Origin of the sequence: Paraburkholderia kururiensis (assembly GCF_034424375.1) — a bacterium.
Taxonomy (GTDB): Bacteria; Pseudomonadota; Gammaproteobacteria; order Burkholderiales; family Burkholderiaceae; genus Paraburkholderia; species Paraburkholderia kururiensis_A.
The window spans coordinates 5,193,962-5,217,094 of record NZ_CP139965.1 but is presented as its reverse complement, the minus strand read 5'-3'; the positions used below and the strand labels follow the sequence as shown (position 1 = coordinate 5,217,094).

Below are 23,133 nucleotides of genomic sequence, written 5' to 3'. Positions count from 1 at the left end.
CACGGAGCCGCCACGGGGCGCGCCCGTTGCAGCCACCGTTCCGACCCGCATCGCGCGAATCCACTCAGTCCGATCATGAAAGTCATCAGCTCCATCCAGGAATTGCGCGACCAGTTGCGCGGCCAGAACCGCACGGCTTTCGTGCCCACCATGGGCAACCTGCATGAAGGGCACCTCTCGCTGATGCGCCTCGCGCGCCAGCACGGCGATCCGGTGGTGGCCAGCATCTTCGTGAACCGTCTGCAGTTCGGCCCGAACGAGGACTTCGACAAGTACCCGCGCACGCTGCAAGACGACATCGAGAAGCTTCAGAAGGAAAACGTGTACGTGCTGTTCGCGCCCACGGAGCGCGACATGTATCCGCAGCCGCAGGAATACCGCGTGCGTCCGCCGCACGACCTCGGCGACATTCTGGAAGGCGAATTCCGGCCCGGCTTCTTCGAGGGCGTCTGCACGGTGGTAATGAAGCTGATGTCGTGCGTGCAGCCGCGCGTGGCCGTGTTCGGCAAGAAGGATTACCAGCAGCTGATGATCGTGCGCGCCATGTGCCAGCAGTTCGCGCTGCCGGTCGACATCGTCGCGGCGGAAACCGTGCGCGACACCGACGGCCTCGCCCTCAGTTCGCGCAACCGTTACCTCTCGCCGGTCGAGCGCGCCGAAGCGCCGCAACTCGCGGCGACGCTCCAGCAGGTGCGCGAGGCCATCCTCGAGGGCCGGCGCGATTTCGAGCAGATCGAGCGCGAAGCGATGGCGCTGCTCGCGAGCCGCGGCTGGCAACCGGACTATGTGGCCGTGCGCAAGCGCGCCGATCTGTTGCCGCCCGGCGCCGCGGATACCGAGGCGCCGCTCGTCGTGCTCACGGCCGCGAAGCTCGGTGCCACGCGCCTCATCGACAACCTCGAAATCTGACGCGACAGCGCAGCAGGGAGACGAACATGCAACGCCACATGCTCAAATCGAAGATCCACCGCGCCGTGGTCACGCATTGCGAACTGCACTACGAGGGTTCGTGCGCCATCGACGAAAACCTGCTCGAAGCGGCGAACATCGTCGAAAACGAGCGCATCGACATCTGGAACATCAACAACGGCGAGCGCTTTTCGACCTATGCGATCAAGGGCGAGCGCGGCAGCGGCATGATTTCGCTGAACGGGTCGGCGGCGCGGCGCGCGCAATTGGGCGACCTCGTCATCATCGCGGCGTTCGCGGCCGTGGACGAAGCCGAACTCCAGGCGGGCTGGAAGCCGAATCTCGTGTTCGTCGACGAGCACAACCGCATCAAGGGCAGCCGCGACCACGTGCCCACGCAAAGCTGGAGCTGAGCGGATCAGCGGCTTCGCTCAGTGGCCTCACTCATTGGCTTCGATTAGCGGCCTCACTTAGCCGCCTCGATTAGCCGCCTCGATTAGCGCCCGGCAGCGTTCACCCATTCGAGGATCGGCTGCCACTGCTCCAGGTCCTTCTCCACACGGCTTTTGGCAACGTCCCACAGCGTGAGGCCGTGCGCCGCCAACTGCACGTAGTTCTGCGTATCGCGCAGATAGCCGAGCACGGGCAGATCGAGCCCTTCCACGAAACGGTGCAGCTGGTCCGCCGAGCGCGTGCGCGCATCCACGCGCATGCCCACCACGCCGACCTGGATCGAGCCCTTGCGCACAGCCTTTTCCTTCGCGAGCCGCTCGAGGAAGTCCTGGGTCGCGAGAATGTCGAAGAGCGACGGCTGCAGCGGCACGATGACCTTGTCCGCGAGTTCGAGCGCCACGCCTAGACGGTTGCCGTGCAGCCCCGCCGGCGTATCCACCACCGCGTGCTCAAGCCCCTTCGGCGGCTTCGCGGGCACATCCAGATCCACTTCCCAGGTTTCGATGGGCGGCAACCCCGCCGGCCGCAGGTCGAGCCACGCGTGCGCCGACTGCTGCCGGTCGAGATCGGCGAGCGCCACCCACTCGCCTTGCGCCGCAAAATAGCCCGCCAGATTGGTGGACAGCGTGCTCTTGCCCACGCCGCCCTTGGGATTCGCCACCACAATCACCGTCATGAAAACTCCCGTCAAGAAGGCTGGCGTACCGCCAGCCGGTTTGCCGTCGCCTGCGCCGGCTCGTCGCTGCGTCGGGTAGGACGTTGCCTGCGGCCAGAAACCGCGCGCCTGCCGCATGGCCACCCACGTTGGCCCATTCCGCAGCGGATTGCCGTATAGCCGTTGATAATATCGGCAAAACTGGCCGCGCCGAAGCCCCGCCGCGGTCATTCGACCATCCGGCCACCCGCCTGGAGCATGGAGACGACCCGATGAGCAAGCTGCGCGCGAACATGACCACCGATTTTCTGCGGGAGCGGCAACGCGGCCGGCTGCCCGAACTGCTCGGCGTGCGCACCGTCGCGGTGGAGCAGGACCGGCTCGTCGCGGAACTGGAGGTGCGCGGCGAGCTGCTCGCGCCCAACGGCTTTCTGCATGCGGCGACCGTGATCGGGCTGGCCGACACCGCCTGCGGCTACGCATGCCTCGCGCATCTGCCCGAAGCCGCGCGCAACTTCACCACGGTCGAACTCAAGAGCAACTTCCTCGGCACCGCGACCGAGGGGACCATCCGCGCCGAAGCCACGGCGGCCCATCTGGGCCGCAGCACGCAGGTATGGGACGCGAAGGTGACGGGCCCGGACGGCCGCACCATCGCCCTCTTCCGCTGTACGCAGATGGTGCTGTACTGACCGCCGCGCGGGCGGCATCGAGCAAGGGGAAGGGGGCCGTTCGAACGCGCGACCGAAATACAGGAAGGCCGTGCTCCCTCGCGGGAGACACGGCCTTCGCGTTTTGCGTTTCGATGCGGTGCGGCGGCGCCGCGGCGGCGTATCGAAACCGTCAGGCGGCGACGGCTCCTCGCGCCGCCTTGGCCTGCGAGCCCGACACCGCGGCGAGCCCGCCGCCCAGCAGCGACTGCACCACGAGCGTCACGGCCCAGAACGCCGGATATTCCCAGCCGCCGTGCGGCGACGCGAAGCCCCAGCCGTTGTGCAGGTGCGCAGACGTCGCGCCCAGCATGAAGGGCAGCAGCACGAGCGCGACCCAACGCACCTGGAAACCGGCGAGAAGCGCGATACCGCCCGCCAGTTCGATGAACGCCGTGACGTAGCCGAGCCAGCCCGGCAGCCCCAGCGACACGAAGAACGCGGCCGTGCCGGGCAGCGTGAAGACGAAAATCTTTTGCAGTGAATGAGCGAGGTACAGGACGCCGAGCGCGAGGCGCAGGATCAGCGCGGCGGCATCGGCGGTACGGGTGGAGTTCATGGCGGTTCCTTTGGACGGGCGGACGCCGGAGGGCGGCGTCGATGTCCCGCACTATATTCGAACCGTATGCGACAAAAAACCGCTGCCGTGGCGCAGATTGTTTCTCAACAGGAACGAATGAGCCCCTGCCGAGCTAGCGGATGGCCGCCATCAGGCGTGCGAGGTCCAGATGCCCGGCCAGCGTATCCGCCAGCCGGTCCAGCGACGCCTCGCGCAACGCCGCGTAGTCCACGGCTTCCACCCTAGCCAGGCCCGCCCAGGCGAGCAGCGCCTGGCACGCGCCCGGTGTATCGAAGAGGCCATGCACGTAGGTCGCGAGGATCTGGCCGTCGGCCGACAGGGCGCCATCGGGACGTTGGCCCCCTTCTGCCGTGTCGAGCAGCAATGCCGGTGTCTCGAGAGCGGCGCCTTCGGTCACGCCCATGTGGATTTCGTAGCCCGACACCGCTGCGGCGCCGGGCAGCGCGAGTGAGCCGCGGACGTTCACGAGTGTCTTCTCGCGCGTGAGCGTGGTCGCGAAATCGAGCCAGCCCAAACCTTCGTCCGCGCCGGGCACGCCTTCCACGCCGTGCGGGTCGGCAATCTCGCGGCCCAGCATCTGCATGCCGCCGCAAATACCGATCACGCGTCCGCCGTAGCGCAGATGCCGCCGCAGCGCCTCGCCCCAGCCTTGCTCGCGCAGCCACGCGAGGTCGCTGCGCACGTTCTTCGAGCCCGGCAGAATGACGAGGTCCGCCGCCGGCAGCGGACTGCCGCCGCGCACGTAGCTGAATTCGACCTGGGGATGCGCGCGCAGCGCATCGAAGTCGGTGTGGTTGCTGATGTGTGGCAGCACCGGCACCACGACACGCAGCACCGCGCCGCCCTTCGTCTGCGCGCGGCGATGCAGGTCGCGCGGCAGCATGTCTTCGGCGTCCAGCGTGAGGCCGTGCAGATACGGCAGCACGCCGAGCACAGGCTTGCCCGTCTGCGCCTCCAGCCAGTCGAGCCCCGGTTGCAGCAAGCTCACGTCGCCGCGAAAACGGTTGATGACGAAGCCCTGCACGCGCGCGCGCTCGCTCTCCGAAAGACAGGCGAGCGTGCCGACCAGATGCGCGAACACGCCGCCGCGGTCGATGTCGGCCACGAGCACCACCGGGCAATCCACCGCTTCGGCGAACCCCATGTTGGCGATGTCGCCTTGCCGCAGGTTGATCTCGGCCGGACTGCCCGCGCCTTCCACGAAGATCGTGTCGTACCGCTCGCGCAGCCGCGCATACGACGCGAGCACCGCCTCGCGCGCCACCGGCTTGTAGTCGTGATAGGCGCGCGCATCCAGATTCATGCGCACGCGGCCATGCACGATCACCTGCGCGCCGCAGTCGCTCGTGGGTTTGAGCAGCACGGGGTTCAGGTCCGTGTGGGCGTCGATGCCCGCGGCCACCGCCTGCAACGCCTGCGCACGGCCGATCTCGCCGCCGTCCACCGTCACGGCGCTGTTGAGCGCCATGTTCTGCGGCTTGAACGGCGCCACGCGCGCGCCCGCGTGACGCGCGAGCCGGCACAGGGCTGCGACGAGCGTGCTCTTGCCGGCGTCGGACGTGGTGCCCTGGATCATCAACGTGCCGCGCGGCACGCGCAGCCCTGGCGGCATGGGAACGGTCATCGGCATGGAAGGAACGGGAAGCGGACGGCAAAGGAAACGACAAAGAAAACTGAGGCGCATTCGGTGCACGAGGCGCCTCGCGGCGCCGTGCATTATCCCATCGCCCTGCACGAATTCCGAAGCGCCGGTGCCCGCAGCGCAGCCGGTACAATCACGCGATGATTTCGCGCGACCTCTCCTTCATCGTCGGCGGCGCGCGCTCGGGCAAGAGCGCGTACGCCGAGCGGCTTGCCGCGGCAAGCGGCCTCGCCGTCACCTACATCGCCACGGCGCAGATCGCCGACGACGAATTCGCCGCACGCGTCGAACATCACCGTGCGCGGCGGCCCGCGCAGTGGGAGGTGGTGGAAGCGCCGCTCGATCTTGCCGGCGCGCTCGCCGCCGCGGCGCAACCCGAACGCTGCGTGCTGATCGACTGCCTCACGCTCTGGCTGGTCAACCTGCTCTGCCCGCCCGATGGTGCCGCCCCGCGCGACGACGCAGCGGCGCGTCTCGACGCCTTCGTCGCGGCGTGCGCCGAGGCCGCGGGCAAAGTGATCGTGGTCAGCAACGAGATCGGCCTCGGCGTTGTGCCGCTCGGCGCGGTGACGCGCCACTACGTCGACGAACTGGGCCGCCTCAACCAGCGCATCGCCGCGCTTGCCGCACACGCCACGCTGATGGTGGCCGGCCTGCCGCTCGTGCTCAAAGGCGGGCACTGACGATGCTGTTCCTGCCGTTGCCACTGGCCGCCGCGCTTGCCGCGCTCGGTGTCGTGATCGACCGGCGGCTCGGCGAGCCGCGTCGTGCGCATCCGCTCGTCGCGTTCGGCAAGCTCGCCATGCGCATCGAAGCGCGCTTCAACACGGGCTGGCGCGGCCGGCTCGCCGGCATCCTCGCGTGGGCGCTGGCGGTCGTGCCGCCTGTGGCCGTCGCGGCCTGGCTCACGGTCGCGCTGCCCTGGCCGCTCGCCTGTGCCCTGCATGTGGCGCTGCTGTGGTTCTCGCTCGGCGCCCGCAGTCTGCGCGACCACATCGCCCCCATCGCGGACGCCCTCGCGCGACGCGATCTCGAAACGGCGCGCGTGTTCACCTCGCACGTCGTCTCGCGCGACCTCACGCAGGCCGACGAGGCGGCGGTATCGCGCGCAGCGGTGGAATCGGCGCTCGAAAACGGCAACGACGCGATCTTCGGTGCGCTGTTCTGGTTCGCGGTGGCAGGCGGCCCCGGTGCGCTCGCGTTCCGGCTGGCCAACACGCTCGACGCGATGTGGGGCTATCGCACGCCGCGCTATCTGCGCTTCGGCTGGGCCGCAGCCCGCATCGACGACGTGCTGAACTGGATTCCCGCGCGCCTCACCGCCGCGAGCTACGCGTTGCTCGGCGACACGCGCACGGCGATTCGCTGCTGGCGCGAGCAGGCGCCGCGTTGGGACAGCCCGAACGCGGGCCCCGTGATGGCGGCCGGCGCAGGCAGCCTCAACGTGAGGCTGGGCGGCCCCGCCGTCTATCACGGCGTGATGGAGGAACGGCCCGCGCTCGGCGACGGCGACACGGCGCGCGCCGCGCACGTCAGTGCCGCGTTGACGCTAGTGGAACGCACCACGCTGCTGTGGCTCGCCATGCTGATCGTGCTGGCCTTTCTGAGCGTGGGCGCGCATGGCTGACATGCCGATGCCGCCCCGCGAGTACCCCGCCGGAACGCCGCGCATCTCCCACGGCGGCAATCTGCACGAAGCCGCGCGCCGCTACGGCATACCGCACGACGCGTGGCTCGATCTCTCGACGGGCATCAATCCGCACGGCTATCCCGTGCCGCCCGTTCCCGCCGACGCGTGGCGCCGCCTGCCCGACGAAGACGATCCCGCCTTCGCCGCTAGCGCCGCGCGTTACTACGGCGCGCCCGACGCCGCCCACGTGCAGCCCACGGCCGGCAGCCAGGCCGCCATCCGCGCGCTGCCCGCGCTGTTGCCGCGCGCGACCGTGGCCATCGCCGCGCTGACCTACGGCGAGTACGCGCCCGCCTTCGCCGGCGCGGGCCACGAGGTGACCGCGCTCGATACGTCGTGGGACACGCTGCCTGCGGGCATCCGTCACGTGATGGTCGCGAATCCGAACAACCCGACCGCCGTGCGCCTCGACGCAGCCGTGCTGCTTCGCTGGCACGCGCAGCTCGTGGCGCGGGGCGGTACGCTTGTCGTCGACGAAGCGTTTGCTGATTCCTTTGCCGATGCCTTTACCGATGCCTCGGGCGACAACAAAGGCCCCGTCTCGCTCGCGCCGCACGTTGCGCAACCCGGGCTCGTCGTACTGCGTTCGCCCGGCAAGTTCTTCGGACTCGCGGGCGCGCGCTGCGGCTTCGTGCTCGCGCAACCAGCGCTGCTGCACGAGCTTGCGGCAAGACTCGGCGCATGGACCGTGAGCGGTCCTGCGCGACACGCGGTCATGCACGCGTTCGCCGATATCGCCTGGCAAACGCGCATGCGCGCCCACCTCGCCGACGAGAGCGCGCGGCTGACCGCCCTGCTGCGCAGGCACGGTTTCGCGCCGCACAGCACGCCGCTCTTCACCTGGACCGCGGACCCGCGCGCCGAAGCGCTGCATCACGCACTCGCGCAACGCGGCATCTGGACGCGATTATTCAGGCATCCTGCGAATCCGCACGACGTGCCGAGCATTCGTATCGGCCTGCCCGCCGATGCCGACGAATGGCAACGTCTCGAACAACACTTCGCTGCGAGCGTCGACGTGCTCGCCCTCAACCGATGAATTTTTTCCGCAGGCTTCACGCGGTCGCTCGCTTGCGTTGCGCGACCACCGTTTCCGTCCGCGCCTTCGCGTCGCGCAGCACGGGCTCACGGCGAACCGCGGCAGGCTTGCTGCTCACCACTCTGGTGCTCCCCGCCGCCCAGACTGCGCACGCGGCCCTCACCGTGACCGACGACACCGGCGCAGCCGTCACGCTCGACGCGCCCGCGCAACGCGTGGTGAGCCTCGCGCCGCACGTCACCGAATTGATCTACGCCGCGGGCGGCGGCGCAAAGCTGGTGGGCGCGGTGTCGTACAGCGACTACCCGCCCGAGGCGAAGAACGTGCCGCGCGTGGGCGACAACAAGGCGCTCGACCTCGAACGCATCGCGGCGCTGAAGCCCGATCTCATCGTGGTCTGGCGGCACGGCAACGCGCAGCAGCAAATCGAACGATTGCGCGAACTGCATGTGCCGCTCTACTTCAACGCGCCGCATCACGTGGACGACGTGCCCGCCACGCTCGTGAAGCTCGGCACGTTGCTCGGCACGGGCGCAACGGCACAGGCCGCAGCCGACGCGTACCGTCGCGAGATCGACGGCCTGCGTGCGCGCTATGCGGCGAAGCCCGTGGTGAGCGTGTTCTATCAGGTGTGGGACCAGCCGCTGATGACGCTCAACGGCACGGACACGGTGAGCGACGTCATCGCGCTATGCGGCGGACGCAACGTCTTCGCGAACCTCGCGCCCGTGGTGCCGACCGTCTCGACGGAAGCGGTGCTCGCGGCCAACCCGGAAGCTATCGTCACGGCCGCGCCCGGCGCCACGACGCCGCGAGGCCGGCTTCCCGGGCTCGATCGATGGCAGGCGTGGCCGGCCATCACGGCGGTGGCACGCAACAACCTCTTTGCCATCGACGGCGATCTGATCGACCGGCCGGGGCCGCGTCTCGCGCAAGGCGCGGCCCTGCTTTGCGAGGACCTGGAACGGGCGCGGTCGAGGCGGCCCGGCAGCGCGAAGTAGTCGCGAGAGGATGGGAATTGAGCGAGAACGCCGGTGCCGCGGACGTCACGCGTTCAAACATTCCACCGCACGAGCGCCCACGGCGAATCCAGCGCGTCACCTCTGAGCCACACCACCGCCGGCAACGCGAGCGGCCATTTCATGCAGTGCGCGAGCGGCAACCCCAGCACACGCGACGCGATGGCGCGAATCACCCCCGCATGCGTGACCGCCCACAGCGCCGTGCTTTGCGCCGCAGGTTGCACCGTGTGCTCGCGAGCCGAACCCGCATCGACCGATGCATCGAACCATGCGCTTACTCGCGTCGTGAACTGCACCACGCTTTCGCCGCCATGCTCGCGCGCGTGTTCGAAGTCGGCGGCCCAGGCGTCGAGCGCGGCGCGATCGATTGCATCCCAACGCTGCAACTCCCATGCGCCGAAGTGCATTTCGGCGAGCCGCGCGTCCGTACGCAAATCGCAGCCCGCATTCATCGCGAGCACGTGCGCGACGTGCGCGCAACGCGACAGCGGACTCGTGAACAGCACGTGCGGCGGCGGCGCATCGAGCGCGGCCAGTCGCGACGTCAACGCGGCGGCGCTCGTTGCCGCGTCGGCGGCGAGCGGCACGTCGCTGTTGCCGTAGCAGACGCCCGGCTCCACAGCGACGGCCGGATGGCGGATCAGAACGAGATCCATGCGAGCGCGGTGAGGTAGAGCGCTATTTCGAACACCTGCTGCGCGAAGCCAAGACAGTCGCCCGTATAGCCGCCGATGCGGCGCACGAAGTAACGCCCCAACGCGTAACGCAGCACGGCGAGCAGCGCGATCACTGCGACGCCCTCACGCCAGTCGGGCCAGACGAACCACGCGAGCCACGGCAACGCGAACGCGCACGCAGCGAGCCACGCGGTCACGCTCATGCGTTGCGCCACGGGCTTCGCCTTGCCTTCGTCGCGCACGTAGTCGAGCGTGACGAGATAGCTCACCGCGCAGGCACGACTCACGGCGTGCGCCGCGATCATCAGTGTCGCAAGACGCCACGGCGTCAACGCCGCAGAAGTCATGGACGAGGCCGACGCCCCCTGCGGCACGGCCAGCGTCACGAGGGTTTGCCACTTGAGCGCGAGCGCCACGAACAACGCGATGGCACCGAACGCGCCGATGCGCGAGTCGTGCATGATGCGCAGCACGTCCTCGCGACGGTACGCGCCGCCGAACGCGTCGCAACAGTCGGCGAGACCGTCTTCGTGGAAGGCGCCGGTCATGGCGAGCGTGGCCGTCATCGAAAGCAGCACGGCCACGCCGGGCCCAAACACGCGCAACGCAGCCAGATAAACGAGTACGCCCAGCGCGCCGACGCAAGCGCCCACGAGCGGGAAATAGCGCGCCGCCGCGGTAAGCCACTGCGGCTCGTAGCCCACCCAGCGCGGCACGGGCACGCGCGTGAAGTAGCCGAGTGCCGTGAAGAAGTAGCGCAGTTCCGCCAGCGGATTCATCAGCGGGGCGCTCCCTTCATGCGCGGCTCGCGAAGTATGCCGATGCATGCGCCCGATGCGCGCTCGCGCATCGCGTATCGCGCGGCTGGGCTTGCCGGCTTACGCATCGCGGTCCGACACGCCGGCTGACTCGAAGCTCGCCATCTCGTTGAGAAACGCGACGGCCGCGCGCAAGAGCGGCACCGCGAGCGCCGCGCCCGTGCCCTCGCCGAGCCGCATGTCGAGCGCGAGCAACGGACGCGCACCGAAGTGGTCGAGCATGCGCCGGTGCCCGGCCTCGTTCGAGGCATGCGCGAACACGCAGTACTCACGCACGTCGGGCGCGATCGCGTCGGCCACGACGAGCGCGGCCGTCGCGATGAAGCCGTCGACGAGAATCACCATGTGCGCTTCGGCGGCGGCGAGGAAGGCGCCGGCCATCATCGCGATCTCGAAGCCGCCGAAGGTGGCGAGCACGTCGAGCGGATCGCCCGATACAGGGTGACGTTCGAGCGCCGCCGCCAGCACGTTGCGCTTCTTCGCGAGGCCGGCGTTGTCGAGGCCGGTGCCGCGGCCTACGCATTCGTCGATGGACACGCCGCACAGCCGGCTCATCAAGCACGCAGCCGACGACGTATTCGCAATGCCCATCTCGCCGAAGCCGATCACGTTCGTGCCGAGCGCCGCGTGATGGCGCACGCGCGCGGCGCCGGCGCGCATTGCCTCCAGCGCTTCGTCGCGCGTCATGGCGGGCTCGTGGGCGAAGTTGCGCGTGCCGCGCGCAACGGGAATGTCGACGAGGTTCGGGCTCGTATCGAGCGGCGTCGCCACACCGGCGTTGACCACTTCGAGCGCGAGATCCGCCACGCCGCTGAACGCGTTGACCGCGGCACCGCCCGCGAGAAAGTTCGCGACCATCTGCGCCGTGACGGCCTGCGGATAAGGGCTCACGCCCTCGTGCGCAATGCCGTGGTCGCCCGCGAAGATGATAAGTGCGGGCCGCGTGACCGAGGGCCGCGTGGTGCGCTGGATCATGCCGATCTGGCGCGCCAGCGTTTCGAGGCGCCCGAGGCTGCCGGGCGGCTTGGTGCGCGTGTCGATGAGATGCTGAAGCCGGTCGCGCAACGACTGGTCGAGCGGCTCGACGACGGGTAATGCGGTTGATAGCAAAGTCATGATGGGTCGACAAGAATCCGTGAAGCCTGATGCAGGACGCCGCAAGACCAGCGGCAACATGAGCGAAACGAGGTGGATCGGGCAGATGAAGCCATGCCGATATACGCGGGGCAATCGGGCGTCGCCCGTATGGAGTGAATGAGACCGCCAACACGCGCGAGGATCATCGGGACAGCTTCTCCGCCGGCAGCGCCGGGATCAACGCTTCGTGCGGGCCGTCGCGAATCAGCACGAGCGGGTAGCCGAACGCCCGGCTTGCGCGCTGCGGGGTCAGCACCTCGCATGCCGGGCCCGCATGCCACGTGCCTTCGCCATCGAGCAGCAGCGCATGCGTGGCGAAGCGGCGCGCAAGATTCAGATCGTGGGACGAAAAGACGACCGTTCGCGCGGCTTGCCGCGCCCACGCCACAAGCGCGTCGAGACAACTGATCTGATGATGCAGATCGAGGTGCGAGAGCGGCTCGTCGAGCAGCAGCAGCGGCGCGTCCTGGCACAGCACGGCGGCAAGCGCCACGCGCTGCCGCTCGCCGCCCGAGAGCGAAAGCACGTCGCGCGCGGCGAAGTGGCCAAGCCCGAGCAGGTCGAGCGCAGCATGCGCCGCGGCGCGATCGGCCTCGCGCTCCCAACCCCATCCGGCCAGATGCGGATAGCGGTTCAGCAGCACCACGTCGAGCACGCTCGCGCTGAACGCGTCGTGAATGTCTTGCGGCATCAGCGCGCGACGCTGCGCCAGTTGAACGGGCGGCCAGTCCGCGAGGCGCGCGCCGTCCAGCGCGAGGTGTCCCGCCGCGGGCTGCACGAGCCCCGCGAGCGCGGAGATCAGCGTCGTCTTGCCCGCGCCGTTCGGCCCGGCGATGCACCAGATTTCGTGCGCAGCAAAGGTCTGCGTGAAGCCGTCGAGCAGCGTGCGCGTTCCCGCGCGCAAGGTCAGATCGTGCGCGGTGAGCGCGACGCGAGTGGACAAAGCGGTTTTCATCGGTGCCGCCTTTTCAACAGCATCCACAGAAATACCGGCACGCCGGCCAGCGCGGTGACGACGCCCACGGGCAACTGCGTGGGCGCCACGACCGTGCGCGCGACGAGGTCGGCGGCCATCACGGCGACACCGCCCGCGAGCGCCGCCGCGGGCAACAGCATGCGCTGGTCGTTGCCGAACGCGAGCCGCAGCATGTGCGGCACGACGAGCCCGACGAAGCCGATGGTGCCGCCCGTCGTCACGGCAGCCGCCGCAGCGAGCGACGCCGTGAGATAGACGCGCAACCGCAGCGGCACGACGGGCACGCCCAACGCCTGCGCGGCGGCATCGCCCCGCAGCAACACATTGAGCTGCGGTGCAACGGGCACTACGACCACCAGCACGATAGTGAGCGCAACCAGCGTGAACCACGGCATGCCGACGCCGTTGAGCTCGCCGGTCAGCCAGAACAGCATGCCGCGCAGATGCGAGTCCGGCGCCAGCGTGAGCAGCAGCGTGATGGCCGCGCCCCATCCCGCAGCAATCACGGCGCCCGTGAGCAGCAGACGCGGCGAGGTGTCCTGCGGCTCGCCACGCCAGAGTTCGCGACGCGCAAGACCGAGCACGAGCAGGATCGACAGCAGCGCGCCCATGAACGCGCTCGCATTGACCATCCACCAGGCTGCCCCGGCGAGCAGCGCGAGCAGCGCGAACACCGCCGCGCCGCCGGAAACGCCGAGCACATACGGCTCCGCGAGCGGATTGCGCAGCAGCACCTGAAGCAGCGCGCCCGCCATCGAAAGCAGCGCGCCGCATGCGAAGCCCGCCAGCGCGCGCGGCAGCCGCAGCGTGCGGACGATCTCCGTTGCGATGTCGGCGCCGTGCGAACGCGCGGGCAGCAGTGCAGCGAGCGCGTCACGCCCGGTAACGGGCACGCTGCCCATCAGCAGCGACGCCACGAACACCGCGAGGGCGAGCGCGGCGAGCACGGCCCAGACCACGACGGCGCGTTTCGCCGTCATGCCGGGCGCGGTGGGCATGAAGAGACGGTTCATCGCCGCCCTTCACTGCTGCTGCCAGCCCAGCGTGAGGTAGGCGCTGCGCCGCGGCGTGTTGTACGTGTAGGCGAGCTCATAGTCCTTGTCGAAGAGGTTCTGGATCTGCGCGGCAACGTACCACGACCGGGTGATGTTATAGCGCGCCGAAAGATTCACGATGCCATAGCCGCCCAGGTTCGAACCGCTGTCGTTGCGCGCGCCGCTCAAGAGCCACTCGCCGCCCACCCGCCAGCTGCCGATACTGCGGTTCGCCGTGAACGAGGCGAAGCGGCGCGCACGTCGGTTGAGGTCGGTGTCCTTGTCTTCGTCCACGGGATTTTGCAGCGTCAGTGCGGCGCGCAGGTCGGTCTTGCCGACATGGCCGCTCCACGAGGCTTCGAGCCCCTGCACCTTCGCGTGCCCCACGTTCTCGGCCATGTAGACGCCGGGCAAGACCTGCGCGGCCTGGATCAGGTTCGAGTAGCGCGTCTGAAAGGCGGTGAGCCGCATGAGGCCGAACGCGTCGGACGCATATTGCAGTGCCGCTTCGACCGAGTGACTGCGCTCGGGCCGGATGGCCGGATTGCCGTAGTACGGGTAATACAGGTCGTTGAAGGTGGGCGCGCGAAACGCGTCGGACCAGCTTGCGGTCGCCTTCCAGCGTGGGGTGATGTCGAAGCCGTAACCGAGGTAGTAGCTGTTCGCGCCGCCGAAATCCGAGTACTGGTCGCGCCGTACGTTGGCCTGGAACTGGCTGCGTCCGAAGCGCCCGGTATAACCCGCGAAGCCGGAATCGACGTGCCGGTTCGGCGCGCTGTACTGGTTCGAATCGAGGGTCTGGTCCAGATGCTCGTAGCCCAGCTGGATCTTCTGCTGCGGCGCGAGCATGAAGTCGTTCTGCCAGGTGTACTGCCGGTTGTCCGAGCTGAAATGGTCCGTATAGACGCCGTTGAGCGCGGTCTGGCTGCGGTCGTTGCCCATCGCGGCGACGAGGTGCGTGGTCCACCAGTCCGTCACCTTGCCGTTCGCGAACACCGAGGCCTGCTGCACCTTCGTGTAGAGATTGTTGAGATCGGTAGGCGCGCCGTATGGGTTGTCGAAGCTGCTGTTGCCGTTCGACTGGAAGAAGCGCACGCCGGCGTCCCAGCGCTCGTTGAACGTGTGACGCAGCGACGCCGACGCGCTTTCGTTCAGATAACCGTTCGCGTTCGGGTTCACGGCCGGCACGAGCGCCGGGTTGATCGACGAGAAGCCGTCGTCCTTCGCGCGCGCGAGCGACACGCTGAAGGTCGTCTTGCCCTCGGCATCGAGCGCGCCCGACACGCCCACCTGCTGGCGCTGCGTGTGATAGCTGCCGTATTCGGTCTCGAAGTTGAAGCGCGGCGGGTAGCTGCCGCCGTTCTTCGTGAAGATCTGCACGACGCCGCCGATCGCGCCGGACCCATAGAGCGCCGACACGTTGCCGTTCACCACTTCGACGTGATCGATCTGGTCGAGCGGAATCTGCGCGATCTGTGCGCTGCCGAGGCTCGTCGAATCCACGCGCACGCCGTCGATCAGCACGAGCGATTCGGTGGCGTCCGCGCCGCGCATGAAGAGCGTGGCCGTGGAACCCGGCCCGCCGTTGCGCACGATCTGCGTGCCGGGCGCGAATTGCAGCAGGCCAGGCAGGTCGTGCTGCGTGGTGTCGGCGATGTCCTGGGCGTCGAACAGCGTGGTCTGCGGGATGGCGTCGGCGAGTCGCTGCGGCCCGCGATCCGCGGTAACGACGACGGGGGCGAGCGTTCGATCGCCGGCAGCGGCGGTCGGCGAGGGCTGTGATTTTGCGTGGGTGCTTACGGCCGCAGCAGAAGCAGAGGCTGCCGGTGGTGCGATGGGCGGTGTGTCCGTGGTCGCGGCAGTATCCGGATTCGACGGCCCGGCCGATACCGCAGGCGTCTGGGCCAGGACGGCCAGCGGCAAGCCCGTCAGGGCGAGCAGCGTCGCGCGGGCGAGAGGGGTAAGCATGGAGCGATTTTCCTGTGGTAGCGTGCCCGGCTTCGCTCCCCGCGAAGCCGATGCGTCATGAGGCACGCACCCACGCCAGACAATCCGCCAGGGCCGCAGCCGGTGCCGGCAATGCTGGCGAAGCAGCGCGCCTCGCCCTCTGGCCGGTATCCGGGCTGACGACGCATCGATTCGCCTTCCCACGCACGTGTGCGCAGTGGCTTGCAGGCACGCCGCGCGACGGATGGAATCGTCGGCGGCGCACGTCGAATCGATAGGCACGCGATGTGATGCGCGTGCAGTCGCTTACCGTTGCGGGGGCAGCACAGGTTGACGCGTCCGGGGCCGGACTTCGCTCCCTGTTTCCCGTTTAACCGCGCTTGCGTTGGGCGCAGGCGCGGGCACCAGAGTGCGGCAAGTGTAAGGAGGCGTACGCGCGAGCGTCAAGGAAGCCCTGGGCGGTGCCGGGACATGGCGGGGAGACATCAAGGAAGACCGCGAAAACTGTCAAGGATGGTCAAGAACGTGATAGCGGAAGGTGTCAAATCGGCGGCGACAAGCATCGTCTTCAAGGGAGTACGAAGAAGCGCCGCAGCGGCGGGGACTGCACAAAAGTGCCTTGCGGCAAGGGCCGGCACGCATTTCGCGTTCCGCTGACGCGCGTTGCGGGGGCTTCGCAGCAGGAAGCCGGCTGTTACGTCTCGAAACGACACAGATGACAGAAGCGCGCGCATTCCGCGCTAAAATGCCCTCCTTTAGAGGACGCAGCACATGCTCAACGAACTCGAAACACTCTCCCAGAACATCGGGCGGCTGATAGAAATCAATCAGCAGCACCACGAGGCGCGTCACGCGCTCGAAGAGCAGGTCGCGCAATTGCACGCGCAACTTGATGGCGCGCGCGCCGAAATCGAACAGCTGCGCGAGGAACGCAACGCGCTGCAGGCGGAGCGCGACACGCTGTCGGCGAAGATTGACGACGCGCAGGTCCGGCTCAACGCCATCCTCGAAAAGTTGCCGCGCGCCAAGGGCCAGGGCGAACCGGACAACCAGCTCGATCTGCTCGCTTCGTCGCAACAGGAAGAAGAACGCGAAGAAGGACACCACGCGCACGGTGAAACGGCTTCGGGCACTCACGAAGCGCGCCACGGAGAAAACGCATGAGCACGAAACTGATCGAAGTGTCGATTCTCGGGCAGAACTATCGCCTCGCCTGCTCGCCTGAAACGGAGCCCGCGCTGATCGAAGCGGCGGCACGTGTGGATGCGGAAATGTCGAAGGTGCGCGAGCACAGCAACGTGCGCGGCACCGACCGCATCGCCGTCATGGCAGCGCTTTCGCTCGCATCCGAGTTGCTGCGCCTGCAGACGAGCGTGCGCCACGGCGAAGCTTTCCCCGCCGAAGAAATCCGGCGTACAATGCGCCAGATGAATGAGCAGCTGGGTACTGTGATTCAACAGTACGGCGTGCAGTAAAGTTGAACGGCAGTATTGAACACAGCGCGTTCAATCCATATATACTGCGCTCTTCAACAAACCGGCCGCGTTGCAGCGGCGCGAAAAAGCGGTTTGAGCAGCAACGGTTTCAAACAGGTTTAGTCAGCTTCCCTGCCTGGTTCGCCAAGGTCATATATTCCTTGAACCAATGCCATGTGCACGGTTGCGGAAATTTGTAGCACGGGCGTGCGCGTCACTCTGTCTGATGTACCCGAAGTGCTGCTAACTGCGACCAATTCTGAACCTCAGGTTCAGGATGCCGGCCTAGCGGCTAAGGCGGGGACCTATTCGAACGGCACCGGACGAGAGTCCGGTGCCGTTTTACTTTGCGGCTCGTTGTTTTGCGGCCTGTCGCCTTGCGGCCGCTCCCAGGCTGTTGCCTTGTCGTCCTCGTTGTCTCGCGGTCCCGTTACCGCACCGCCTCTTTCTTCAACGCTCACTTTCGACGTTCACTTCGACTCATGCGCTACTGGCTGATGAAGTCCGAACCGGACGAAGCAAGCATCGACGATCTCGCCAACGCACCCGGGCACACGCTGCCCTGGACCGGCGTTCGCAACTATCAGGCACGCAACTTCATGCGCGACACGATGCGCATCGGCGACGGCGTGCTGTTCTATCACTCGAGTTGCCCGGAGCCCGGCATTGCGGGGCTCGCCGAGGTCTCCTCCACGGCCTACCCGGACCCGACCCAGTTCGACGCGAAGAGCCCCTACTACGATCCGAAGTCGAGTCGCGAAGAACCGCGCTGGCTGCTGGTGGACGTCGTGTTCAAGAAGAAAGTGCCGCTGATTCCGCTCGCGGCACTGCGCGAGCACCCCGAGCTTGCCGACATGCGCGTGCTCGCGAAGGGCAACCGGCTTTCCATCACGCCGGTCACCGAAGCCGAGTGGCGCTTCATCACGAAGCACCTCATGTGATGCGAGCCGGCGGCACACGAAGTGCAGTGCCGTGCCGCCGTCGCATTCACGACCATCCGCCGCAATCGTCGAGACAGGGAACCCCGCACGCATGATGCGGGCCTAACGGCACGCAAGCGCTATGCCACGCGGGGCCGCGGCGGATGCACCTCCGCTCGCGACATTGCCGCGTCGTTGCGCGCTTGCGCTGCGCACGCATTCGAAGGTGCGAAGAACCCGTTCAGAAGGAGTCAAAAATGACCAGAAAGACTGCGCTTGCCTTCGCGATCACGCTCGCCACGGCCGCGCCGCTTGGCCTCTCGCTCGTCCCTTCGGCCGCCTGGGCGCAAAGCGACGCGCGTTATCAGCCTGCGGGCGTGCTGTCGCTCTCTGCCCAGGCCAGCGCCGAAGTCCCGCAGGACGTCGTGGAAATCACGATGTTCTACGAGCAGGAAGCAAGCGACCCCGCCTCGCTCACCACCACACTGAACCAGCACGCGGACCGCGCGCTTCAGCAGGCCAAGGGCACGGCAGGCGTGACGGCACGCTCCGGCCAGTTCTCGATCTATCCGTCCACGGACCGCGATGGCCGCATCTCGGCATGGCGCGGTCGGACGGAAGTGGTGCTGGAGTCGCGCGACTTTGCGGCGGCGTCGCGTCTCGCCGGGCAGCTCGCCTCCGGCATGCAGGTGGGCAACGTGCAGTTTTCGCTCTCGCCGGAAGCCCGCCGGGCCGCCGAACAGAAACTCTCGGGCGAAGCCATTGCGTCGTTCCGCGACCAGGCGTCGTCGGCCGCGCGCGCGTTCGGCTACAGCAGCTACTCGATTCGCGAGGTCAACGTCGGGTACGGTGGCATTCAGCCGAGGCCCGTCATGATGATGGCCGCGCGCGCCATGTCGGCGGAAGCGAAGGCCGCGCCGATGCCGCTGGAAGGCGGTACGTCGACCGTGACGGTCAACGTGTCGGGATCGGTACAGATGAAGTAACGTTGCGCCGTCCGCCGCTTCAGCGTGACGGCGCGAAATCAGGTGGGCTCAACGTGACGCCGGTTCGGTCCACCTGAATCCAGCCCGGTTCAACTCGCCTCGGCCGGCCGCCCCGCTTCGCGGCCATGCCGGCGATAAGCCCACACCATCATCGCGCAGCCCACGAGAATCATGGGCAGCGAAAGCCATTGGCCCATCGAAAGGCCGAGGGCGAGCAAGCCAAGGAAGTCGTCCGGTTCGCGCGCAAACTCCACCGTGAAGCGGGCCAGACCGTAGCCGATCAGGAACATCGCGGACACGGCGCCGAGCGGCCGCGGCTTGCGCGAAAACAGGATGATCACGAAGAAGAGCGTGATGCCTTCCAGCGCGATCTCATAAAGCTCCGACGGATGCCGCGGCAGCATGTGGTATTGCGCGAAGACGTCCGCGAGGTGCCACTGGGCTGCCTGCTGCGGATGCGCGACGAGCCACTGCGCGTCGTCGTTGGAGGCGCCCGGGAACATCATGGCCCACGGCGCCGCCGGGTCCGTCACACGCCCCCACAGCTCCCCGTTGATGAAGTTGCCGAGCCGCCCTGCCGCGAGCCCCGTGGGTACCATCGGCGCGATGAAGTCGGTCACCTGGAGCCAGTGGCGCTTGCGCTGCCACGCGAACAGCACCATGGCGAAGGTCACGCCGAGAAAGCCGCCGTGAAACGACATGCCGCCTTCCCACACCTTGAAGATGTCGAGCGGATGCGCGAAGTACCAGCTCGCCTTGTAGAACAGCACGTAGCCGAGCCGGCCGCCCAGAATCGTGCCGAGCACGCCGTAGAACAGCATGTCGTCGATGTCTTTCGCGGTCCAGCCTTGCGCCGCGACGTACGGCAGCCGCAGGCGCAGGCGGCCCACGACGATTGCCGCAATGAACGCGACGAGATACATGAGGCCATACCAGCGCACCGCCAGCGGGCCGAGGTGAATGGCTACAGGGTCGAAATTCGGGTGGATCAGCATCGTGGAGTCGGTTTCCCGCGATCGGTGTGAGTATCAGATAAGGACTAAAGGGCAACAGCGGGCAGACGCGCCGGCGGCAGCGTGCGGGGTTCGACCAGCGTCGCTCGACATTGTTCGCCGGCACCGATCCACCGCCCTTCGCCGTTCAACGCTCCGCTCATCCCGGCGGCCCCGCCGTGGCCGCGTGGGCGCGCACGATGTCGATGAAACCGGCCAGCACCGGGCTCACCTGCGCCGTGCGCCACACCAGCCCCGTTTCGATGGCGGGCACCGCCTCGCGCAAAGGCCGGTAGACCACGCCCGTGCGCCGCAGGTTACGCAGCGATTGCGGCACCAGTGCGACGCCCATGCCGGCCGACACGAGGCTGACGATGGTCTGCATCTGGATGGCCTCCTGGCCGATGCGAGGCGTCAGGCCGGCCGCGCCGTAGCAATCCATAATGATGTCATAAAAGCCTGGCGCCAAACGCCTTGGGAAGACCACGAGCGGCGCGTCAGCCAGATCGGCGAGGCTTACGGGCGTGTCGCACCAGCCGTCGGCGTCGGGGCCGCCCGCGCGCACCGAAACCTCCGTGGGCATCGCGATCACGAGCGGCTCGCGCGCAATCGGCAGATACGAAAGCTGCGCGGCATGGCGCGGCGGCAGCGGCGCGATGACGAGGCCGGCATCGATACGCCCTGCCACCAGTTCGTCGACCTGCACGTCGCTCGTCGCCTCGGCAAGCTGCAGGCGCACGCGCGGATAACGTGTGCCGAAGTCGCGCAGCAGCAGCGGCAACAGCCCGTAGTCGGCCGTGGAAACGAACGCCAGCGAAAGCACGCCGGCTTCGCCGCGCGCAAGGCTCTGCGCGAGCGGCCGCAGGCCGTCGGCGGCAGCGAGCAGGCGCCTGACTTCCGGCAAGAGGTCCACGGCCACGGGCGTGAGTTCCACGGTGCGGCGCGTGCGGGCGAAAAGCGCCACGCCGAGCGTCTCTTCCAGCGCGCGGATGGCCTGGGACAGCGGGGGCTGCGTCATGGAAAGCCGCGCCGCGGCGCGGCCGAAGTGCTTTTCCTCGGCCACGGCGACGAAGTAGCGCAACTGACGAAGATCGGGCGTTGTCGAGAGCATCGATTGATATGTTTTGCGACCTAATATGCCATCAATAATATATTGGACATTCGGTTCGTGAAACTGCATGCTTCTCGCCACATGCCGGCGACGGGGCGCTCGCGCCCGCCCGGCATCGCATAACAGCAACCTATGGAGCTCCCCATGTCGTACAACCGCCGCTCGAAGAACATCACCCAGGGCGTCGCGCGCTCGCCGAACCGCTCGATGTACTACGCCATCGGCTACGAAAAGGCCGACTTCGACAAGCCGATGATCGGCATCGCCAACGGCCACTCCACCATCACGCCCTGCAACGCCGGTCTGCAAAAGCTGACCGACGCCGCCGTCGCCGCCGTGAAGGGCGCGGACGCCAATCCGCAGACCTTCGGCACGCCCACCATTTCGGACGGCATGTCGATGGGCACCGAAGGCATGAAGTACTCGCTCGTCTCGCGCGAAGTGATCTCGGACTGCATCGAAACGTGCGTGCAGGGCCAGTGGATGGACGGCGTGGTCGTGATCGGCGGCTGCGACAAGAACATGCCGGGCGGCATGATGGCGCTCGCCCGCATGAACGTGCCGGGCATCTACGTGTACGGCGGCACGATTCGCCCCGGCCACTGGAAGAACAAGGACCTGACCATCGTGTCGGCCTTCGAGGCCGTCGGCGAATTCACGGCGGGCCGCATGTCCGAAGAGGACTTCGAAGGCGTGGAGCGCAACGCGTGCCCCACCACCGGCTCGTGCGGCGGCATGTACACGGCCAACACGATGAGCTCGTCGTTCGAGGCGCTCGGCATGTCGTTGCTCTATTCGTCGACGATGGCGAACCCGGACCAGGAGAAGGTGGACTCCGCTGCCGAATCGGCGCGCGTGCTCGTCGAAGCCGTGAAGCGCGATCTGAAGCCGCGCGACATCATCACGAAGAAGTCCATCGAAAACGCCGTGTCGGTGATCATGGCCACGGGCGGCTCGACCAACGCCGTGCTGCACTACCTCGCGATCGCGCATGCGGCCGAGGTGGAATGGACCATCGACGACTTCGAGCGCATCCGCCGCCGCGTGCCCGTGATCTGCGACCTGAAGCCGTCGGGCCAGTACGTGGCCACCGACCTGCATCAGGCAGGAGGCATTCCGCAGGTCATGAAGATCCTGCTCGACGCGGGCCTGCTGCATGGCGACTGCATCACCATCACGGGCAAGACGCTTGCCGAAGAACTGAAGGACGTGCCCTCGGTGCCGCGCGCGGACCAGAAGGTGATCTTCCCGATCGACCAGGCGCTCTACAAGCAGGGCCACCTCGCTATCCTGAAGGGCAACCTCGCGGAAGACGGCGCCGTGGCCAAGATCACGGGCCTGAAGAATCCGGTCATCACGGGTCCGGCACGCGTGTTCGACGACGAGCAGAGCGCCATGCAGGCGATCCTCGACGACAAGATCAAGGCGGGCGACGTGGTGGTGCTGCGCTACCTCGGCCCGCAAGGCGGTCCGGGCATGCCTGAAATGCTCGCGCCGACCTCGGCCATCATCGGCAAGGGGTTGGGCGAATCGGTGGGTCTGATCACGGACGGCCGTTTCTCGGGCGGCACGTGGGGCATGGTGGTGGGTCACGTCGCACCGGAAGCCTTCGTGGGCGGCACGATCGCGCTCGTGCAGGAAGGCGACTCGATCACCATCGACGCGCACAAGCTGCTGCTGCAGCTCAACGTCGACGACGCCGAACTGGCGCGCCGCCGCGCGGCCTGGAAGCAGCCGGCGCCGCGCTACACGCGCGGCGTGCTCGCGAAGTACGCAGCGCTTGCGCGCCCGGCGAACAAGGGCGCGGTGACAGGCTAACGCGAAGCGCGTCGGCGCCGGGTCGCATCGCACAAGCGGGCGGTCCCGGAACGCCGGCGTGCCGCGACTACGGCGGCACGCACTGCGCGGGCCATACAAGAAGGGGCGCACGGGAAACCGTGCGCCCCTTTGCTCTTATAATGCGACCACCACAGTCGGGCGATCGTCCCGGCGGAGACCATAATGAAACGAGAGTCGCATGCAGTAGCCGCACTGGCCGCTGCGCTGGCGGGCCTGTTGGCGGCGCCGGGCGCGGTGTTCGGGGAACAGGTCGCGTCGCAGGGTCTTGCGCTTGCACAGCAGCAGAACTGTACGAGCTGCCACGCCATGACGCGGCCCGTCATGGGGCCCGCGCTTCACGATATCGCCTTGAAATACGCGTCGCGCAGCGACGCCGCCACCTACCTCGCCCACAAGATCACCGACGGCAGCAGCGGCGTATGGGGCCGCGTGCCGATGCCGGCGAACACGCAGCTCACGCCGGATCAGGCCGCGACGCTCGCCACCTGGATTCTTTCTTTGAAGTAACGCGCAGTGTCGCT

24 protein-coding genes, 1 other RNA gene and 1 riboswitch are annotated in these 23,133 nt (G+C 67.7%); of the genes, 14 read left to right on the top strand and 11 right to left on the bottom strand.

Going from position 1 to position 23,133, the window contains the following annotated elements:
* The first annotated feature begins 75 nt into the window (after window positions 1-75).
* Complete coding sequence (panC, locus tag U0042_RS23440) at window positions 76-909, top strand: pantoate--beta-alanine ligase (RefSeq protein ID WP_114808909.1); 834 nt, start codon at window positions 76-78, stop codon at window positions 907-909.
* A gap of 26 nt (window positions 910-935) precedes the next feature.
* Entirely contained in the window at window positions 936-1,322 is a 387-nt protein-coding gene (gene panD, locus U0042_RS23435; RefSeq protein ID WP_114808910.1) for an aspartate 1-decarboxylase, read from the top strand.
* Window positions 1,323-1,405: 83 nt separating this feature from the next.
* Here the strand turns inward: panD and U0042_RS23430 are convergent, their stop codons facing one another.
* Window positions 1,406-2,038 (bottom strand): ParA family protein, encoded by a 633-nt coding sequence (locus U0042_RS23430; RefSeq protein WP_114808911.1) that lies wholly within the window; start codon window positions 2,036-2,038, stop codon window positions 1,406-1,408.
* Window positions 2,039-2,289: 251 nt separating this feature from the next.
* Here U0042_RS23430 and U0042_RS23425 point away from each other — a divergent pair, with 251 nt between their 5' ends.
* The gene (locus U0042_RS23425; RefSeq protein ID WP_114808912.1) at window positions 2,290-2,709 is read left to right on the top strand and encodes a PaaI family thioesterase; all 420 of its coding nucleotides are present in this window, start codon (window positions 2,290-2,292) and stop codon (window positions 2,707-2,709) included.
* Window positions 2,710-2,860: 151 nt separating this feature from the next.
* On the opposite strand, the gene U0042_RS23420 is transcribed toward U0042_RS23425, so the two are convergent.
* On the bottom strand, window positions 2,861-3,286 hold the full coding sequence (locus U0042_RS23420; protein WP_114808913.1) for a DoxX family protein: 426 nt from the start codon (window positions 3,284-3,286) through the stop codon (window positions 2,861-2,863).
* Window positions 3,287-3,419: 133 nt separating this feature from the next.
* Window positions 3,420-4,937: a cobyric acid synthase gene (locus U0042_RS23415; protein ID WP_198665206.1), complete on the bottom strand. Its 1,518-nt coding sequence runs from the start codon at window positions 4,935-4,937 to the stop codon at window positions 3,420-3,422.
* A 152-nt stretch (window positions 4,938-5,089) separates the two neighbouring features.
* Between U0042_RS23415 and cobU the strand changes: the two genes are divergently transcribed.
* Genes cobU through U0042_RS23395 form a run of 4 tightly spaced genes read left to right on the top strand, consistent with a single transcriptional unit; the run spans window position 5,090 to window position 8,679 of the window.
* Entirely contained in the window at window positions 5,090-5,632 is a 543-nt protein-coding gene (gene cobU, locus U0042_RS23410; protein WP_114808914.1) for a bifunctional adenosylcobinamide kinase/adenosylcobinamide-phosphate guanylyltransferase, read from the top strand.
* Window positions 5,633-5,634: 2 nt separating this feature from the next.
* Window positions 5,635-6,576, top strand: coding sequence for an adenosylcobinamide-phosphate synthase CbiB (gene cbiB / locus U0042_RS23405; RefSeq protein ID WP_114808915.1), 942 nt, complete (start codon window positions 5,635-5,637; stop codon window positions 6,574-6,576).
* Between the two features lie 7 nt (window positions 6,577-6,583).
* Complete coding sequence (gene cobD / locus U0042_RS23400; RefSeq protein ID WP_114809464.1) at window positions 6,584-7,678, top strand: threonine-phosphate decarboxylase CobD; 1,095 nt, start codon at window positions 6,584-6,586, stop codon at window positions 7,676-7,678.
* Window positions 7,675-8,679 carry a cobalamin-binding protein gene (locus U0042_RS23395; protein WP_419150462.1) on the top strand — a complete coding sequence of 335 codons (1,005 nt, stop codon included), beginning with the start codon at window positions 7,675-7,677 and terminating at the stop codon, window positions 8,677-8,679. The genes cobD and U0042_RS23395 overlap by 4 nt, the downstream gene beginning before the upstream one ends.
* Window positions 8,680-8,732: 53 nt before the next feature.
* On the opposite strand, the gene cobC is transcribed toward U0042_RS23395, so the two are convergent.
* The 6 genes from cobC to U0042_RS23365 form a co-directional block, all read right to left on the bottom strand.
* Complete coding sequence (gene cobC, locus U0042_RS23390) at window positions 8,733-9,356, bottom strand: alpha-ribazole phosphatase (protein ID WP_114808917.1); 624 nt, start codon at window positions 9,354-9,356, stop codon at window positions 8,733-8,735.
* Entirely contained in the window at window positions 9,341-10,156 is an 816-nt protein-coding gene (locus U0042_RS23385) for an adenosylcobinamide-GDP ribazoletransferase (protein WP_114808918.1), read from the bottom strand. Before U0042_RS23385 ends, cobC begins: the two co-directional genes overlap by 16 nt.
* 99 nt (window positions 10,157-10,255) lie before the next feature.
* Window positions 10,256-11,311: a nicotinate-nucleotide--dimethylbenzimidazole phosphoribosyltransferase gene (gene cobT / locus U0042_RS23380; RefSeq protein WP_114808919.1), complete on the bottom strand. Its 1,056-nt coding sequence runs from the start codon at window positions 11,309-11,311 to the stop codon at window positions 10,256-10,258.
* Window positions 11,312-11,474: 163 nt separating this feature from the next.
* A complete protein-coding gene (locus U0042_RS23375) occupies window positions 11,475-12,287 on the bottom strand; it encodes an ABC transporter ATP-binding protein (RefSeq protein ID WP_114808920.1) in 813 nt (270 codons plus the stop codon).
* Window positions 12,284-13,321, bottom strand: a complete 1,038-nt coding sequence (locus tag U0042_RS23370; protein WP_114808921.1) for a FecCD family ABC transporter permease — start codon at window positions 13,319-13,321, stop codon at window positions 12,284-12,286. Before U0042_RS23370 ends, U0042_RS23375 begins: the two co-directional genes overlap by 4 nt.
* 9 nt (window positions 13,322-13,330) lie before the next feature.
* Window positions 13,331-15,310, bottom strand: coding sequence for a TonB-dependent receptor domain-containing protein (locus tag U0042_RS23365; RefSeq protein WP_114808922.1), 1,980 nt, complete (start codon window positions 15,308-15,310; stop codon window positions 13,331-13,333).
* Between the two features lie 123 nt (window positions 15,311-15,433).
* Window positions 15,434-15,713, bottom strand: a riboswitch (cobalamin riboswitch).
* Between the two features lie 347 nt (window positions 15,714-16,060).
* Here U0042_RS23365 and U0042_RS23360 point away from each other — a divergent pair.
* From U0042_RS23360 to U0042_RS23340, 5 genes are all read left to right on the top strand, one after another.
* Window positions 16,061-16,453 (top strand): ATPase, encoded by a 393-nt coding sequence (locus U0042_RS23360; protein WP_114808923.1) that lies wholly within the window; start codon window positions 16,061-16,063, stop codon window positions 16,451-16,453.
* Window positions 16,450-16,764 (top strand): cell division protein ZapA, encoded by a 315-nt coding sequence (locus U0042_RS23355; RefSeq protein ID WP_017773161.1) that lies wholly within the window; start codon window positions 16,450-16,452, stop codon window positions 16,762-16,764. Before U0042_RS23360 ends, U0042_RS23355 begins: the two co-directional genes overlap by 4 nt.
* A 126-nt stretch (window positions 16,765-16,890) precedes the next feature.
* A non-coding RNA gene (ssrS, locus tag U0042_RS23350) (6S RNA) lies at window positions 16,891-17,072 on the top strand.
* 174 nt (window positions 17,073-17,246) lie between these two features.
* Window positions 17,247-17,705, top strand: a complete 459-nt coding sequence (locus U0042_RS23345) for an EVE domain-containing protein (RefSeq protein WP_114808924.1) — start codon at window positions 17,247-17,249, stop codon at window positions 17,703-17,705.
* A 236-nt stretch (window positions 17,706-17,941) separates the two neighbouring features.
* Window positions 17,942-18,670: an SIMPL domain-containing protein gene (locus tag U0042_RS23340; protein ID WP_114808925.1), complete on the top strand. Its 729-nt coding sequence runs from the start codon at window positions 17,942-17,944 to the stop codon at window positions 18,668-18,670.
* Window positions 18,671-18,759: 89 nt separating this feature from the next.
* Here U0042_RS23340 and lgt read toward each other — a convergent pair whose 3' ends face one another.
* Window positions 18,760-19,665 (bottom strand): prolipoprotein diacylglyceryl transferase, encoded by a 906-nt coding sequence (lgt, locus tag U0042_RS23335; protein ID WP_114808926.1) that lies wholly within the window; start codon window positions 19,663-19,665, stop codon window positions 18,760-18,762.
* Between the two features lie 157 nt (window positions 19,666-19,822).
* Window positions 19,823-20,773 (bottom strand): LysR family transcriptional regulator, encoded by a 951-nt coding sequence (locus U0042_RS23330; RefSeq protein ID WP_114808927.1) that lies wholly within the window; start codon window positions 20,771-20,773, stop codon window positions 19,823-19,825.
* A gap of 144 nt (window positions 20,774-20,917) precedes the next feature.
* Between U0042_RS23330 and ilvD the strand changes: the two genes are divergently transcribed.
* Together ilvD and U0042_RS23320 are read left to right on the top strand one after the other, a co-directional pair.
* Window positions 20,918-22,591, top strand: a complete 1,674-nt coding sequence (gene ilvD / locus U0042_RS23325; RefSeq protein ID WP_114808928.1) for a dihydroxy-acid dehydratase — start codon at window positions 20,918-20,920, stop codon at window positions 22,589-22,591.
* 183 nt (window positions 22,592-22,774) lie between these two features.
* Window positions 22,775-23,119 (top strand): c-type cytochrome, encoded by a 345-nt coding sequence (locus U0042_RS23320; protein ID WP_114808929.1) that lies wholly within the window; start codon window positions 22,775-22,777, stop codon window positions 23,117-23,119.
* Window positions 23,120-23,133 lie beyond the last annotated feature (14 nt).